The 14,877-nt window shown below is 69.3% G+C and carries 13 protein-coding genes; 4 read left to right on the top strand and 9 right to left on the bottom strand.

Going from position 1 to position 14,877, the window contains the following annotated elements; genetic code table 11:
- Positions 1-39: 39 nt before the first annotated feature.
- Positions 40-1,863 carry a gamma-glutamyltransferase gene (ggt, locus tag E5671_RS36585; RefSeq protein WP_160508176.1) on the bottom strand — a complete coding sequence of 608 codons (1,824 nt, stop codon included), beginning with the start codon at positions 1,861-1,863 and terminating at the stop codon, positions 40-42.
- 104 nt (positions 1,864-1,967) lie between these two features.
- Here ggt and E5671_RS36580 point away from each other — a divergent pair, with 104 nt between their 5' ends.
- The 3 genes from E5671_RS36580 (at position 1,968) to E5671_RS36570 (ending at position 5,825) form a co-directional block, all read left to right on the top strand.
- The gene (locus tag E5671_RS36580) at positions 1,968-2,726 is read left to right on the top strand and encodes a hypothetical protein (RefSeq protein WP_202121405.1); all 759 of its coding nucleotides are present in this window, start codon (positions 1,968-1,970) and stop codon (positions 2,724-2,726) included.
- A gap of 98 nt (positions 2,727-2,824) precedes the next feature.
- Positions 2,825-4,072: a L,D-transpeptidase family protein gene (locus E5671_RS36575; protein WP_160508174.1), complete on the top strand. Its 1,248-nt coding sequence runs from the start codon at positions 2,825-2,827 to the stop codon at positions 4,070-4,072.
- A gap of 148 nt (positions 4,073-4,220) precedes the next feature.
- The gene (locus E5671_RS36570) at positions 4,221-5,825 is read left to right on the top strand and encodes an alpha/beta fold hydrolase (protein WP_160508173.1); all 1,605 of its coding nucleotides are present in this window, start codon (positions 4,221-4,223) and stop codon (positions 5,823-5,825) included.
- 38 nt (positions 5,826-5,863) lie between these two features.
- Here E5671_RS36570 and E5671_RS36565 read toward each other — a convergent pair whose 3' ends face one another.
- The 5 genes from E5671_RS36565 to E5671_RS36545 all read right to left on the bottom strand — a co-directional run bounded on the left by E5671_RS36565 (position 5,864) and on the right by E5671_RS36545 (position 9,611).
- Positions 5,864-6,733 (bottom strand): amino acid ABC transporter permease, encoded by an 870-nt coding sequence (locus E5671_RS36565; protein WP_160508170.1) that lies wholly within the window; start codon positions 6,731-6,733, stop codon positions 5,864-5,866.
- Positions 6,730-7,374, bottom strand: a complete 645-nt coding sequence (locus E5671_RS36560) for an ABC transporter permease subunit (protein ID WP_160508168.1) — start codon at positions 7,372-7,374, stop codon at positions 6,730-6,732. The genes E5671_RS36565 and E5671_RS36560 overlap by 4 nt, the downstream gene beginning before the upstream one ends.
- 9 nt (positions 7,375-7,383) lie before the next feature.
- A complete protein-coding gene (locus E5671_RS36555; protein WP_160510641.1) occupies positions 7,384-8,289 on the bottom strand; it encodes a glutamate ABC transporter substrate-binding protein in 906 nt (301 codons plus the stop codon).
- A 16-nt stretch (positions 8,290-8,305) separates the two neighbouring features.
- Positions 8,306-9,049: an amino acid ABC transporter ATP-binding protein gene (locus E5671_RS36550; RefSeq protein ID WP_160508167.1), complete on the bottom strand. Its 744-nt coding sequence runs from the start codon at positions 9,047-9,049 to the stop codon at positions 8,306-8,308.
- Between the two features lie 121 nt (positions 9,050-9,170).
- Positions 9,171-9,611 (bottom strand): DUF6278 family protein, encoded by a 441-nt coding sequence (locus E5671_RS36545; protein WP_160508165.1) that lies wholly within the window; start codon positions 9,609-9,611, stop codon positions 9,171-9,173.
- Positions 9,612-9,838: 227 nt separating this feature from the next.
- On the opposite strand from E5671_RS36545, the gene E5671_RS36540 reads away from it, so the two are divergent.
- Positions 9,839-11,620 carry an SGNH/GDSL hydrolase family protein gene (locus E5671_RS36540; protein ID WP_160508163.1) on the top strand — a complete coding sequence of 594 codons (1,782 nt, stop codon included), beginning with the start codon at positions 9,839-9,841 and terminating at the stop codon, positions 11,618-11,620.
- Positions 11,621-11,700: 80 nt separating this feature from the next.
- On the opposite strand, the gene E5671_RS36535 is transcribed toward E5671_RS36540, so the two are convergent.
- Genes E5671_RS36535 through pcaDC form a run of 3 tightly spaced genes read right to left on the bottom strand, consistent with a single transcriptional unit; the run spans position 11,701 to position 14,492 of the window.
- The gene (locus E5671_RS36535) at positions 11,701-12,480 is read right to left on the bottom strand and encodes an exodeoxyribonuclease III (protein ID WP_160508161.1); all 780 of its coding nucleotides are present in this window, start codon (positions 12,478-12,480) and stop codon (positions 11,701-11,703) included.
- 47 nt (positions 12,481-12,527) lie between these two features.
- The gene (locus E5671_RS36530; protein ID WP_160510640.1) at positions 12,528-13,160 is read right to left on the bottom strand and encodes an MBL fold metallo-hydrolase; all 633 of its coding nucleotides are present in this window, start codon (positions 13,158-13,160) and stop codon (positions 12,528-12,530) included.
- A gap of 33 nt (positions 13,161-13,193) precedes the next feature.
- Positions 13,194-14,492 carry a bifunctional 3-oxoadipate enol-lactonase/4-carboxymuconolactone decarboxylase PcaDC gene (gene pcaDC / locus E5671_RS36525; RefSeq protein ID WP_160508159.1) on the bottom strand — a complete coding sequence of 433 codons (1,299 nt, stop codon included), beginning with the start codon at positions 14,490-14,492 and terminating at the stop codon, positions 13,194-13,196.
- Between the last annotated feature and the right edge of the window lie 385 nt (positions 14,493-14,877).

Raw genomic sequence — 14,877 nt, 5'->3', positions numbered from 1 at the left:
CACGCCGGGCGGGCCCTCGCGAGCCCGCCCGGCACTGCCTCACTCCGGCCGCACCACCATCGCCGACCCGCCACCGCGACGCACCTTCTCCGCCGCCGCGAGCCACTTGCCATTGGGCAGCCGCTGTACCCCGGTGGCCGCCCCGATCTCCGGGTTCTGCTTGAAGGAGTGCCCGATCGCCTCCAGGTCGGCCCGCAGCGGGCTCCCCCACAGGCCGGGCTCCAACTCGGTCTGTGCGGCGTTCCGTTGACTCGCGCGCGGTGCCGCGATCGCGTCGACGAGCGGAAGGCCACGGTCGACGAATCCCGTGAGGGTCTGCAGGACGGTCGTGACGATCGTCGCTCCGCCCGGCGAGCCAAGGGCGACGACCGGCTTCCCCTTCTCAAGGACGATCGTCGGCGCGATCGAGGACCGGGGCCGCTTGCCCGGACCCGGCAGGTTCGGGTCGTGCACGGCCGGATCGGCCGGCGCGAAGGAGAAGTCGGTCAGTTCGTTGTTGAGCAGGAACCCGCGCCCCGGCACGGTGATCCCGCTGCCACCCGTCGACTCGATGGTCAGGGTGTAGGCGACGACGTTGCCCCACTTGTCGGCTGACGTGAGGTGCGTCGTGTTCTCCCCTTCGTACGTGGTCGGTGCGGCCTTGTCACCCGACTCGCACGCGGCGGGGTTCCGCGGGTTCCCCGGCGCGAGCGGGCTCTTCAGGACCGCGTCGTCGCGGATCAGACACTCCCGCGAGTCGGCGAACTCCTGCGAGAGCAGTTCCTTCGTGGGTACGTCCTCGAAGGCCGGGTCGCCCACCCATCGCCCGCGGTCGGCGAAGGCGACACGGCTCGCCTCGATGAACCGGTGCAGGTACTTCTTCTTCGAGGCCTTCGAAAGGTCGGTCCGCTCAAGGATGTTGAGCGCCTCACCGACGGTCGTGCCGCCGGAGGACGAGGGCGCCATCGAGTACACGTCGAGCCCCCGGTAGGAGGTCTTCGTCGGCGCCTGCCGCTTCACCGCGTAGGCCTTCAGGTCCTTCGCGGACAGATCGCCGGGCCGGGCCACCCTCCCCGACGCAGGGTCCACGGGCGGCTTGTTCACGGTCCGTACGACGTCTTTGCCGATGCCACCGCGGTACATCGCCCCGACGCCCTTGCGCCCCAGCTCCTCGTACGTCCGCGCGAGATCGGGGTTCTTGAACGTCGAGCCGACCACGGGCAGCGCCCCACCGGGCAGGAACAGCTTCGCCGAGGCCGGGAAGTCGGCGAACCGCTTCTGGTTCGACTCGGTCTGCGAACGGAACGTCCCGTCCACCGTGAAACCGTCGCGCGCGAGCCGCTCGGCGGGTTTCAGAAGCGTGCCGAGCCGCTTGCTGCCCCACTTGTCGAGCGCTGACTGCCAGGTCGCGGGGGTGCCGGGCGTGCCCACGCCCAGGCCGCTGGTGACGGCGTCGGCGAAGGGGATCGGTTTGCCGTCCTCAAGGAAGAGGCTGGAGTCGGCGGTCCGCGGGGCCGTCTCGCGGCCGTCGATCGTGCTCACCTTGCGGGACTTCGCGTCGTAGTGGACGAAGTAGCCGCCGCCTCCGACGCCCGCGGAGTAGGGCTCGGTCACGCCGAGGGCCGCCGCCGTGGCGACCGCCGCGTCCACCGCGTTGCCGCCCTTCTTCAGGACCTCGATCCCGGCGGCGGACGCGTCGGCGTCGACGCTGGAGACGGCACCGCCGTAACCGACGGCCACCGGGACCTTCTCCGGGGACGGGGACAGGGGCGGCGAGGCCGTTTCAGCCGAGCGCGGAGACGAAGGGGGCACGGCCGCCCCGACCGACACCAACACCCCTCCGACCGCCAATAGCGTCAAATTCCGTACGACAGCACGACGCATTCGTACCTCCAGTCAACAGCCGTCCGCGCAGCGTAACTTCGCTTCCCCCGCCGCGTCAGGACCGCCTCGAACACGGGTCCTAGAGCCCGCTAGCATGCGCCCCCATGACTGAAGACGTGCGCAATATCGTCCTCGGCCTGATCGCGGCCGGCCTCGGTGCCGTGCTGGGCTGGCTCGCCCGTACCTACCTCTGGCGGCGCAAGCTCCGCCGCAAGCAGGCCTTCTTCGGGCTGCCCGACAATTCCGAGTCGCTGCTCGTGGTGAACCGCGAGGCGGGCGGCCCCGAGCTCACCGTCGTACGCCACGACGTGTTCGCCCTGCTCGAACTGGCCGCGCTGATCAAGGACTGCGGGGCGCACGCCCAGCTCGTCGCGCACGACGCCGCCCAGCAGAGCTTCGGGGAGCGCACGGAGTTCTGCGTCGGCTCCCCTGCCGTCAACCGCCGCATGGCCGCGCACTTGCACTCCCTGCTGCCCGGCGTCCGTATCAACACCGACCCCGAGCCGGGTCCGGACCGCGGGGCGTTCCAGATCGGCAGCGAGCGGTACCGCATGGAGGGCGGCATCACGGAGTACGTGATCCTCGCGCGGCTCACCGCGGGGCAGGGCCAGGAGGCGAGACCCGTCTTCGTCTTCTGCGGCCAGCGCGCGATCACCAACCAGGCGGCCACCCGCTATCTCGCCCGGCACCACGAGCGCCTCGCCCGCAAGCACGGCGCCAACACCTTCGTCCTGCTCCTGAAGGTCGTCAACTCCCAGGCGTACGGTCCCGACGTCGTCGAGCTCGTCGGTGACGTCACGCGCGCGGCCCAGGCCCCGGCGCCGGCGATCACGCCGCCGCGCACCTCCCATCGCGCGAAGTAGGCACGCGATCACCGAGCGCCGATGGTCACGCCCGGCTCATACGCCGCCTCTGTGACCTAGTCGGGAAATTCGGGGCAAGAGGCAACCCACCGGGACCTATGGCCCTCTCACCGTGCAGTTCCACATTCGCACGGAGGTACGTTCCCTTGAGGCCCCTGAGCTCGCCGAGTCGCCGACGCCCCATACGCCCCCGCCACACCGGGGCCGCGGTCACGGCCGCGGGTCTCGCGGCGCTGGCCGCCACGCTGACCGCCTGTTCGGGCAGCACGCCCGCGTCCGCGGACACCGCTGCGAACAAGCCGGACATATCCGTCAACTTGCAGGGCAAACAGGCCAAGGCGGGCTCCCCGGTCAAGGTGACGCTGGCCGACGGCAAGCTGAAGCAGGTCAAGGTCACCGACTCCGAGGGCGCGAAGCTCACCGGCAAGGTCGCCGCGAACGGCACCACCTGGACCTCCGACCGCAAGGCGGTACCCGGCACCTCGTACAAGGTCGAGGCGACGACGGACGAGGGCGGCAGCGCGCGGACCTCCTTCAAGACGGCCACCCCTGAGCAGGTGAACAAGCTGTCCCTGACGCCCGGCAAGGACACCACGGTCGGCGTCGCGCAGCCCCTGTCGGTCGTCTTCGACCACCCGGTGAAGAACAAGGCGGAGGTCGAGAAGCACCTGAAGGTGACGACCTCGAACGACACCACCGGGTCCTGGGGCTGGATCAAGAACTACGACGGCAAGGACCGCGTCGACTGGCGCCCCAAGGAGTACTGGGAGTCCGGCACGAAGGTGAAGCTCGACGCCCGCCTCGGCGGGATCGACTCGGGCACCGACGGCGGCTGGTTCGTCCGCGACTACGTGACCGGCTTCACGGTCGGCAAGAGCCAGAAGGTCAAGGTCGACCTCGACAGCAAGCAGGCGACGCTCGTGCGCGACGGGCAGAGCGTCAAGACCGTCCCGATGTCGGCGGGCACCCCCGGCGGCGACAAGGCGTCCTGGGGCGGCACGTCCGTCCTGATGGCCAAGGAGGGCACGATCAACATGCGCTCCGAGACGGTCGGCCTCGGTGACGCCTACGACAAGATGGTCGACAACTCGATGCGTCTTACCTGGTCGGGCATGTACGCGCACGCGGCCCCCTGGAACGCCTCGTACTTCGGCAACACCAACCACAGCTCGGGCTGCATCGGCATGAGCGACGGCGACGCCTCCTGGCTCTACGGCCAGGTCCAGGTCGGCGACCCCTTCGAGGTCTCCGGCAGCGGCTCGAAGGGCGTGCCCGATCCGGGCAACGGCTACGGCGAGTGGAACATCTCCTGGGCCGACTGGCAGACGAAGAGCGCGCTGAGCTGACAGCCGAGCCGAAAGCCGAACTGGAAGCCGCACTGGAAGCAGGCAGCTCAACAATCGTTACCGGGGCGTAACTTACCGACGGGTTACCCCCGGTAAAGCCCCGAGGTTACCGTCGGGTCACTTTGCTTGAACAAGTGAGGAGTGACCCGTGGGACAACCGCGCAAGGCTCTGCGTACGACCACCGTGGGCGCCGTGTCGGCGACTCTCGTCGCCGGCGCCGCCTTCGGGCTCGCTCCGGCGGCCCAGGCGGCTCCGGCCGCGACCCCGCAGGCGGCGAGCTCGACGGACGTACGCTTCGTCGACATCCCCGGCGACGGCGGCACGATCCTCAAGGCCAACGTCTTCACGCCCAAGGGCGCGAAGGCGGGTGCTGATGGCACGAAGTACCCGGCGATCGTGCTGCCCACCAGCTGGGCCATGCCGCAGATCGAGTACGTCGCCCAGGCCCAGAAACTCGCCGACTCCGGCTATGTCGTGGTCAGTTACAACTCGCGCGGCTTCTGGCAGTCCGGCGGCGAGATCGAGACCGGCGGTCCCGAGGACATCGCCGACGCCTCCAAGGTCATCGACTGGACCCTGGAGAACACCCCGGCCGACCCCGAGAAGATCGGCATGGGCGGCGTCTCGTACGGCGCGGGCATCAGCCTGCTCGCCGCGGGGCACGACAAGCGGATCAAGGCCGTGGCAGCCCTCAGCGGCTGGGGCAACCTCATCGACTCGATCTACAGCGGCCGTACCCAGCACCGCCAGGCCGCCGGGCTGCTCGGCGGTGCCGGTGTCCTCACGGGCCGTCCGAGCCCCGAACTCCAGCAGACCCTCAAGGACTTCCTCGGGTCCAACCTGGACAAGGAGGACGAGATGATCGCGTGGGGCAAGAAGCGCTCCCCCGCGACCTACATCGATCAGATCAACAAGAACGGCGCGGCCGTCATGCTGGGCAACGCCTGGGGCGACACGATCTTCCCGCCCAACCAATACGCCGAGTTCTACGAGCAGTTGACGGGCCCCAAGCGCCTCGAATTCCGTCCGGGCGACCACGCGACCGCGGAGCTGACCGGCCTGTTCGGGCTGCCCAACGACACCTGGACCTCGACCCAGCGCTGGTTCGACCGCTACCTCAAGGGCGAGAAGAACGGCGTCGACGGCGAGCAGCCCGTCCAGCTCAAGTCACGCTCCACCGGCGGCTACGAGGGCTACCCCGACTGGAAGTCCGTCGGCGCGACGAAGAAGAAGATCGACCTGGCGGGCTCCACCACGCTCCGCACGAACGTCGACTCGGGCGCCAACGGCGGCACCGTGCTGCTCTCGAACACCCTCGACCAGTTCCTCAAGGTCCCGCCGATGGCCTCGATGCCGCTGCTTCCGCGGCGCTACGCGGGCGTCTGGCAGTCGGAGAAGTACGCGACGGACCAGCGGGTACGCGGGACGGCGAAGCTGCACACCACGCTCACCAGCACCAAGGAGAGCGGCACCCTCGTCGCGTACCTCTACGACGTGGGCCCGCTCGGCCTCGGCAAGCTGGTCAGCAACGCGCCGTACACCTTCCACGGCAAGACCCCCGGCCAACCGTTCGGCGTGGACCTGGAGTTGTTCTCCACGGCCTACGACGTCCCGGCAGGACACAAGCTCGCCCTGGTGGTCGACACGGTCGACCCGCTCTACATCGAGCACAACCCGTCCGGCGCACAGCTGACCTTCTCCTCGCCCGCGTCCGACCCGTCGTACGTGTCGGTCCCGCTGCGCGAACAGTGATCACCGGCTGCTGCCGGGTCGGGCCCTGGCCCCTGTAGCTACTGCACACCCGGCAGCAGCGTCCCTGGTTCGGCCGGTGCCACTTCCGCGGCCTCGGTCTTGGGATTGCGCCGCTGTCGCTTGGACACCCACTGGGCGAACCACGAGAGCAGCATGCACATCCCGATGTAGATCGGCGAGATCACCAGAACCACGGGGATGAAAGGTAGATCGTAGTCGAGGTTCGACGCGATCAGCTTCCCGGCGTGGAGGAACTCCTCATAGGTGATCAGAAAGCCGAGTGAGGTGTCCTTCAGAGCCACCACCAACTGGCTGATGATGGCGGGCAGCATGGCCCGCAGGGCCTGCGGCACCAGGACGTAGCTCATGACCTGTGTCTTGCGCATGCCGAGCGCGTACGCCGACTCCCGCTGCCCGCGCTCCACGGAGTTGACGCCCGATCGGAAGACCTCGGCGAGCACCGAGCCGTTGTAGAGCGTGAGCCCGGTGACCAGGGCCGGCAGCGGCTGGACCTTCAGCGCCACGAAGACGAAGAAGATCATCACCAGGACCGGCATCGCGCGGAAGAACTCCACGAAGAGCGTGGCGAGCCAGCGCACCGGCCGGTGCTCGGAGAGCCGCCCCATGGCGAGCAGTCCGCCGAGCGCGAGCGCGAGCACCGCGGAGATCGCGAAGGCCTTGAGGGTGTTCCCAAGGCCCCTCAGGAGGAGTTCCTGGATGCCCTTGTACTCGAAGGGCATCCACTTCGTCTCGGTGAACTGGTCGGTGTCGAAGAGCAGGTAGAGGATCCACCCGACGAGGGCGAGCAGGACCACGGTGGACAGCAGCCCGTAGAGCTTGTGTCTGCGCTCGGTCTTCGGGCCTGGTACGTCGTAGAGGGCGGTGGAATCGTGGGAGAGGGCTTTCATCGGGCGACTCCCCAGCGCTTTTCGAGGACATTGAAGATGGCGCTGATGGCGAGGGTGATGATCAGGTAGCCGACGGCGATCCAGACGAACGTCCAGATGATGTTGTAGCCGAGCTCACTGAGCGTCTTGTACGTGCCGAGCAGCTCGGTGACGCTGAACGCGCCCGCGATCGCCGAGTTCTTGGCCAGTGCGATGAGGTTGGAGCCGACCGGTGAGATGACGGACCGGAAGGCCTGCGGGAGCACGACCATGGACAGTGTCTGCCCGAAGGTCATCCCCAGGCTGCGGGCGGCCTCGCCCTGGCCCTTGGGGACGGTGTTGATGCCCGAGCGCAGTGCCTCACAGATGAAGGCGGAGGTGTAGCAGCCGAGTGCGAGGACGGCGAACACCTTGAAGGGCAGGACGAGTCCGAAGCGAGGGAGCCCGAGCAGCACCGCGAAGAAGAGCAGCGTGAGCGGGGTGTTGCGCAGGACCGTCACCCATGCCGTGCCGAACGCCCGGAAGGAGCCGACCGGTGCCACCCGGAACGACGCCATGATGAAGCCGAGCACGAGGGCCAGGAGGGAGGCGTAGACGGTGAGTTCGACGGTGCCGAGGAACCCTTCGCCGAAGGTGGAGAAGTTGTCTGTCAGTACGTCCACGACGCCTCCTCAGCTCGCCGGGTAGCGGTCGATGGCGGGCGGCTTCGGCGCAGGGACCCCGGAGAGGCCGAGGGTGGCGTCGTAGGCCTTCTTCCAGTCGCCGTTCTTCTCCCGGGCGGCGAGGGCGTCGTCGACGGCGAACCGCAGGGCGTTGTCGCCCTTGGGGACGCCGATGCCGTAGGGCTCCTCGGAGAACGGCTTGCCGACCACCTTGAGCTCGTCGGGCACCTTGGCGGCGTAGCCGATCAGGATGGCGTCGTCGGTGGTGACGGCGTCGACCTGATAGGTCAGCAGGTTGTCGACACAGACCGAGTAGGTGTCGTACGCGACGAGCGTCGCCTTCGGGTAGTCCTTCTGGATGCGCTGGAAGGGGGTCGACCCGGCCGCCGAGCAGACTTTCTTGCCGTCCAGGTCCTGCGGTCCCTTGATGTCGTCCTCGTCGGAGCGCACGAGCAGGCCCTGTCCTGCCATGTAGTAGGGGCCGCCGAAGCCGACGAGCTTCTTGCGGAGATCGTTGATGGTGTAGGTGCCGACGTAGTAGTCGATCTGCCCGTTCTGCAGGGCGGTCTCGCGGTTCGCCGACGCGATGGTCCTGAAGCGGATCGACTTCGGGTCGAAGCCGAGCGAGGCCGAGATCATCTTGGCGATCTCGATGTCGAATCCCGTGTACGCCCCGGTGGCGGGGTTCTTCTCGCCGAGGAACGGCTGGTCCTCCTTGGCCCCGACGACGAGGTGGCCGCGCCTCTTGGCCTTCTTCCAGGTGCCGGAGGCCGGCAGCGTGAACCCCGTGGCCACCTGGTACTTGGGCAGTTCGTCGGGCTGCGGCCCCTTCACCGGAGGGCTGCCCTCCTTGCCGCAGGCGGTCGCGGCGCAGGCGGCGAGGACGAGCGCCGCGAGCAGACGTGTCGTACGCATCATGCCTGTCCCCCCGTCAGTGCTTGAGGATCTTGGAGAGGAAGTCCTTGGCGCGGTCGCTCTCCGGGTTGCTGAAGAAGTCCTCGGGGGCCCGGTCCTCGACGATGCGGCCGGCGTCCATGAAGACGACGCGGTTGGCGGCCGAACGGGCGAAGCCCATCTCGTGGGTGACGACGACCATCGTCATGCCGTCGCCGGCGAGTCCCTGCATGACCTCGAGCACTTCATTGATCATCTCGGGGTCGAGGGCCGATGTCGGCTCGTCGAAGAGCATCACCTTGGGCTCCATGGCGAGCGCGCGTGCGATGGCCACGCGCTGCTGCTGGCCGCCCGAGAGCTGTGCCGGGTACTTGTCGGCCTGCGTCGAGAGGCCCACCCGTTCCAGGAGCTCGCGGGAGCGCCGCGTGGCGTCGTCCTTCTTCCTGCCCCGCACCTTGACCGGTGCGAGGGAGACGTTCTGCAGCACTGTCTTGTGTGCGAAGAGGTTGAAGGACTGGAACACCATGCCTACGTCGGCACGGAGCGAGGCCAGGGCCTTGCCCTCTTCCGGAAGCGGCTGCCCGTCCAGGGCGATGTCTCCCGACTGGATCGTCTCAAGCCGGTTGATCGTCCTGCAGAGTGTTGATTTCCCCGACCCTGACGGGCCGATGACCACGACCACCTCCCCCTTGCCGACGGTGAGGTTGATGTCCTGGAGGACATGCAGCTCCCCGTAGTACTTGTTCACATCACGCAGCTCGATCAGCGGATCGACGGCCATGCCCTGCCCTGCCCACTCTCAGCGGTGTCGGTCCGCGCAAACTATCCACGTGAAAACGGGACTTACTGGACGACACGCACTTATGGGCATTAACCGTATTTGCACTTACGTCATCCCGCGGCTACGTCTCCGACGCCTCCGCGTAGACCTGGGACAGCTCGGGAGCGCCCTGCACCGCCCAGTCGAGCCCCGCCTCCACCACCTGGATCTCCCGCCCCGAGGAGAGCCGCACGACGGGGCTGCCGCCGGGCCAGACGTGCCAGGTGGCGCCGGGCACCCTGCGGACGATGACCGAACCGAGGTACAGACCCGCGTCGTTGCCGAGCCACGGCAGCAGTTCGGGGTCGTCGCGCCAGCGCGGCAGGAGCTGGTCGAGCGCGGTCAACGAGGCTGGGGAGTCGTCGAGTTCGAGCCCGGCGGTGGCCGCCTGGGAGCGCAGCAGCTCGCATTCGGAGAGCAGTTCGGCCACACCGGCCGGATCCTCGTCGAACGCCGAGGCGAGTCCTGGGCTCCGTTCGGCGGACTGCTGCCTGCGCCACCTGCCGAAGAAGGAGATGTTCATGATCGGCCTCTCCGTGAGGGTGCCTCTGCTCGCCGGTCCCATGAATGTAACTTGCGTCAGTTGATCACGGAATCATGCGAGTGCCCCGACGCGTCGGCGAACTGCCGGTGCGTGGCATCCCGGCGAGTTCGGGTCGTGTTCACGCGCACCTCATTGACGCTTCTCCCCGACCTCCTTAGCTTCATGGCGCACCTGTCGTCGCGTCAGCTACAGCCATGGGGGTCTTCATGCTCCAACGTCCAGGCCGGCGTTCATGGGGTGCGGCAGCCGTTCTCGCGGTACTCGCCGGCCTCGTCCCCGTGGCGACGGCGCAAGCCGCCCCGCACAGACCCGAGCCGCTCCCCTTGGAGCGGCTCTTCGACAACAGGGCGGTCAGTGACGACGCCCGCCCCGGCGACGCGGACTTCGACGGCTCGGGTGGCTCGCTGTCGGCGCGGGACCTCGACGCGGCGGGCTGGACACCCGGCCGCTCGCTCGCGGTGGACGGGGCGCGGCTCACCCTGCCCCGCACGGCCGCGGGCGAGGCGGACAACGTCCGCGCCGACGGGCAGTCCGTACGGGTGCGCGGGCGCGGGGACGCCCTGGCGTTCCTGGTCGCGGGCACGGGCGGCGAGGCGAGCGGCACGGGGACGGTGCGCTACCGGGACGGTTCGAAGGGGACGTACCGCCTGACGGCACCGGACTGGCGCGCGGGCCCGCTCGCCACGAAGGCGGTCGCGCTGCCGCATGTGAACACTCCGGGCGGCCAACTCGCCGAGAAGGCACGGCTGTACGCCGTGACCGTGCCGCTGGCGCGCGGGCGCGAGGTCGCTTCGGTGACCCTGCCGAAGGACCCGGGCGCCCCGGATCTGCACGTCTTCTCGCTCTCCGTGCGGCAGCCGGCCAAGGGGTGGACCGGCAGCTGGTCGACGTCGACGGCCGGGTACACGGCAGTGGGCCCGTGGGCCGACCGGACCGTGCGGCTCGTCGTCCACACCAGCACGGGCGGACCTCGGGTGCGGATCCGGCTCGACAACACCTTCGCCTCGGCGCCGGTACGGATCGGGAGCGCGACGGTGGCGGTGCAGGAAGCCGGTGCCGGGGCGCGGGGCGAGCCGGAGCGGCTGTCGTTCCGGGGCGAGGCGGGCACCCAAATCCCCGCGGGGGCACAGGCGTTCAGCGATCCGCTCGACTTCGATGTGCCCGAGGACACCAATCTCCTGGTGAGCTTCCACCTCCCGGAGACGGTGACGACCGCGCCCGTCCACAGCCAGGCCATCCAGCGCTCGTACGTGAGCGGCCCCGGCGACCACGCGGCCGACGGCTCCCCGGCGGCGTACACGTCGATGATCTCTACGTGGCCGCTGCTCACGGGGGTCGACGTGGGCGGTGGTCCCGGGTCCGTGGTGCTGCTCGGCGACTCCGTCACGGACGGCGTGAAGTCGACGCAGGACGCGAACCACCGCTGGCCCAACGTCCTTGCGACACGGCTGCTCCAGCAGGACGAGGTGCCGCGCTTTGGAGTCCTCAACCAGGGGATCTCGGCGAATCGCGTGATCACGGACCGCTACCCCGGCGACGGTGTCTCCACCGACACGGGCGGCGTGAGCGCGCTGCACCGCCTGGACCGTGACGTGTTCGCCCAGACGTCGGCCCGTACGGTCGTCGTCTTCGAAGGCGTCAATGACGTGCGGTGGGGTGCGTCGGCGGATCAAGTCGTCGCCGGGATGCGGGAGATCGCCGAGCGGGCGCACGCCCGGGGTCTGCGCGTGGTGGCCGCGACGATCGCGCCCTGCCAGGGCGAGACGCTGTGCACCGCGGCGGCGGATGCCGAGCGGGTGAAGGTCAACGCCTATCTGCGGGGCGGCGATGACTTCGACGCCGTCCTCGACTTCGACGCGGTGCTGCGGGATCCGGTGAATCCGGCGCGGATGCTGGCCGCGTACGACAGCGGAGACCATCTGCATCCGGGGGACGCGGGGCTCGCCGCGATCGCGGAGTCGGTGGATCTGCGGGTGCTTGAGCCGTAGGGAACGGGCGGCGGGCGCCGCCGGCAGGTAAGTCTCCGGCCCGGCGGCACCGCTCACCGCTCACCGCTCACCGCTTCACGTCACACGTCGAGGTCCACCACGACCGGTGCGTGATCGGACGCGCCCTTGCCCTTGCGCTCCTCACGGTCCACGTACGAGTCCGTCACGGCCTTCGTGAACGCCTCGTTCCCGTACACCAGGTCGATGCGCATCCCCTTGTTCTTGGGGAAGCCGAGCTGGCGGTAGTCCCAGTACGTGAACGGGTGGTCGTACTTGAGGGGCCGCGGCACGACGTCCGAGAGGCCCGCCTCCCGCAGCGCGGCGAGCGCCGCACGCTCGGCGGGTGTCACGTGCGTGGCGCCCTCGAACAGGGCGGGGTCCCAGACGTCCGCGTCGGTCGGCGCCACGTTGAAGTCCCCGAGGACCGCGAACGGCCGGTCGCCCGCCGAATCGGCGGCGACCGCGGCCTTCAGCGCCTCGAACCACTGCAACTTGTACGCGTAGTGCGCGTGGTCCACCTCGCGGCCGTTCGGCACATACACCGACCAGACCCGGGCGGGGCCGCAGGTGGCGGAGATCGCGCGCGGCTCCTGGATCCCGTCGTAGTCGGGACCGCCGGGCAGCCCCGTCGTCACGTCGTCGAGGCCCACGCGGGAGACCAGCGCGACGCCGTTCCACCTGCCGGTCGCGTTCACCACCGACTCGTAGCCGAGCTCGCGCAGCTCGGCGGCGGGGAACTGCTCCGCGGTGGTCTTGGTCTCCTGGATGCACAGCACATCCGTACCGCTGCTCTCCAGCCAGGCGAGCAGCCTGGGCAGCCGAGCAGTGATCGAGTTCACGTTCCAGGTGGCAATGCGCATGCTTCACAACCTACCGGGCGCCACTGACAGTCCCGGGCCCCGCCCGGTCACAGCTCCGCGGACTCCCCCGGCGTGAGCCGCAGGTGCTCGGCGCCGCCGAGGGACCCGATCTGGGAGTCGTAGATCGGCCGGGCCAGGTCCGTGAGCAGCGCGTCGTGGATGTCGTAGGCACGCTGGGGCTTGACCTCGCGTACGTAGTCGATGACCTCGGAGATCTTGTTCCAGGGCGCCATCACCGGCAGCATCAGCGTGTCCACCGGCTGCTCGGGCACCGTCAGCGCGTCTCCCGGGTGGAAGACCGAGCCCTCCACCAGATATCCGACATTGGTGATCCGCGGGATGTCCGGATGGATCACGGCGTGCAGCTCGCCGTGCACCTGCACGTCGAACCCGGCGGCCTCGAAGGTGTCGCCGTGCCCGACGGTGTGCACCCGCCCGGGGAAGGCCGCCGAGATCTTCTCCGCGACGGAGCGCAGGGTCCAGATCTCGGCGGCGGGGTTGGCCTCCAGGCCCGCGCGCAGCCGGTCCTCGTTGAAGTGGTCGGGGTGCTCGTGCGTGACGAGGATCGCGTCGGCGCCGAGCGCCGCGTCCTCCTCGCTGAAGCCGCCCGGGTCGATGACGAGACTCCGGCCGTCCCGCTCCAGGCGGACACAGGCGTGCGTCTTCTTCGTGAGCTTGATGCGCTTCGCGGCAGTCGTCATGTCCCCATCCTGCTACTCCTGAGGCGTGGTTTCCTCACGGATCACGGCCTGGGCGACCTTGAAGGCGGAGTTCGCCGCGGGTACGCCGCAGTAGACGGCCGCCTGGAGCAGCACTTCCTTGATCTCCTGCGGGGTGAGGCCGTTGCGCAGGGCCGCGCGGGTGTGGAAGGCCAGCTCGTCGAGGTGGCCGCCCGCGACGAGCGCGGTGAGGGTGACGCAGCTGCGGGAGCGCCGGTCGAGGCCCGGCCGGTTCCAGACCTCGCCCCACGCGTAGCGCGTGATGAGCTCCTGGTAGTCCGTGGAGAAGTCGTCGGCCTCGGCGAGCGTGCGGTCGACGTGCGCGTCGCCGAGCACCTCGCGGCGGACCTTGATCCCCACTTCGTACGGGTCGGGGCGTCCGCCGCCCACGGCCTCGGGCTGCTCCGTGGGACCGATCTCGGCGACGGGGAAGACGGGCGACGAGGGGGCGAGGACCGGCTTGACCGGCGGGGCGCTGATCGCCGCGTGCGAACCGGTGGCGTCGTGCGCGAGCGGCCAGGCGGTGGAGAAGTGACGTACGAGAAGGTCGGTGACGGCCGCGGGCTGCTCGACGGGAGCGAGGTGGGAGGCCGCCGGCACCACGGCGAGGCGGGAGTCGGGGATGCCCGCGACGAGGGTGCGGGCCTCGCCCTGCCCGGTGACCTGGTCCTCGGACCCGACCAGAACGAGAGTGGGCACCCCTATTCGCCCCAGCTCGGCACGCACGTCGAAGGCGGCGAGTGCCTCGCAGGCGGCGATGTAGCAGCCCGGGTCGGTCGTACGCACCATCTGTACGGCCCAGTCGGTGATCGCGGGCTGCGCGGCGGCGAAGCCGGGCGTGAACCAGCGCTCGGGGGACGTACGCGCGATGGGGTCGAGGCCATTGCTCCGCACTATCACCCCGCGCTGACGGAACTCGTCGGCGCTGCCGAAGCGCGGCGAGGCGGAGATCAACGCCAGGGAGGCGACGCGCTGCGGGTGCCGCAGGGCGAGCTCGGCGCCGATCGCGCCGCCGAACGCGCAGCCCGCGTAGCCGAAGCGCTGCACGCCGACTTCGTCGAGCGTGGCAAGAAGCCGCTGAGCGAGCTCACCGACCGAGCCACAGGGGTGCGCGGGGGCGCCCCCGTGTCCAGGCATGTCGAAGCGGAACACGCGCCACTGCTTGACCAGCTCGGGTACCTGCCGGTCCCACATGTGCCATGTGGTACCCAGTGAGGGACCCAAGATCAGGACAGGGGCGTCTTCTGGCCCGTCAAAGCGGTGCTGCAGGGTGCTCTTCGGTGTCTCACTCACTCGCCTGACCCTCTCATCTGTCACGACAGCCCCTATGAGCGGGGTCCGTGCTGTAGCCGTCCGACCAGCTGGAAGACCTCACGGGCCGCATCACATTCCGTGCAACGGACGCTTTCACGCCGGGCCTTGCCCCCCTTGATCCGGCGCCAATAGTAGTCGGCGGTGCAGGGGCCACCGGCGGGCACGGGAAAGCCGACCCGGTGCAGCACGGCATCGGCCTGCCGGCCGCCGTCGCGGTTGAGGTGAGGAACTGCCGGCGGCTCAAGGAAGGTGCAACGAGGTGACCCCGAATGAAGCGTGCCAACGACGCCTCATCGCCGAGCCGTTCTGAACTTGGTCGAACTGGCTAAGCCCGCTCCCCTTCCCGTCCGATGACGTGTGACTG

This window comes from Streptomyces sp. BA2 (assembly GCF_009769735.1).
Lineage (GTDB): Bacteria > Actinomycetota > Actinomycetes > Streptomycetales > Streptomycetaceae > Streptomyces.
This window is presented reverse-complemented; position numbering and strand designations above follow the sequence as displayed.

What these genes read in the sequence shown, in the direction of transcription:
- ggt (WP_160508176.1), bottom strand. Translation starts at nt 1,863, where the DNA reads ATGCGTCGTGCTGTCGTACGGAATTTGACGCTATTGGCGGTCGGAGGG.
- E5671_RS36580 (WP_202121405.1), top strand. Translation starts at nt 1,968, where the DNA reads ATGACTGAAGACGTGCGCAATATCGTCCTCGGCCTGATCGCGGCCGGC.
- E5671_RS36575 (WP_160508174.1), top strand. Translation starts at nt 2,825, where the DNA reads ATGGCCCTCTCACCGTGCAGTTCCACATTCGCACGGAGGTACGTTCCC.
- E5671_RS36565 (WP_160508170.1), bottom strand. Translation starts at nt 6,733, where the DNA reads ATGAAAGCCCTCTCCCACGATTCCACCGCCCTCTACGACGTACCAGGC.
- E5671_RS36555 (WP_160510641.1), bottom strand. Translation starts at nt 8,289, where the DNA reads ATGCGTACGACACGTCTGCTCGCGGCGCTCGTCCTCGCCGCCTGCGCC.
- E5671_RS36550 (WP_160508167.1), bottom strand. Translation starts at nt 9,049, where the DNA reads ATGGCCGTCGATCCGCTGATCGAGCTGCGTGATGTGAACAAGTACTAC.
- E5671_RS36545 (WP_160508165.1), bottom strand. Translation starts at nt 9,611, where the DNA reads ATGAACATCTCCTTCTTCGGCAGGTGGCGCAGGCAGCAGTCCGCCGAA.
- E5671_RS36540 (WP_160508163.1), top strand. Translation starts at nt 9,839, where the DNA reads ATGCTCCAACGTCCAGGCCGGCGTTCATGGGGTGCGGCAGCCGTTCTC.
- E5671_RS36535 (WP_160508161.1), bottom strand. Translation starts at nt 12,480, where the DNA reads ATGCGCATTGCCACCTGGAACGTGAACTCGATCACTGCTCGGCTGCCC.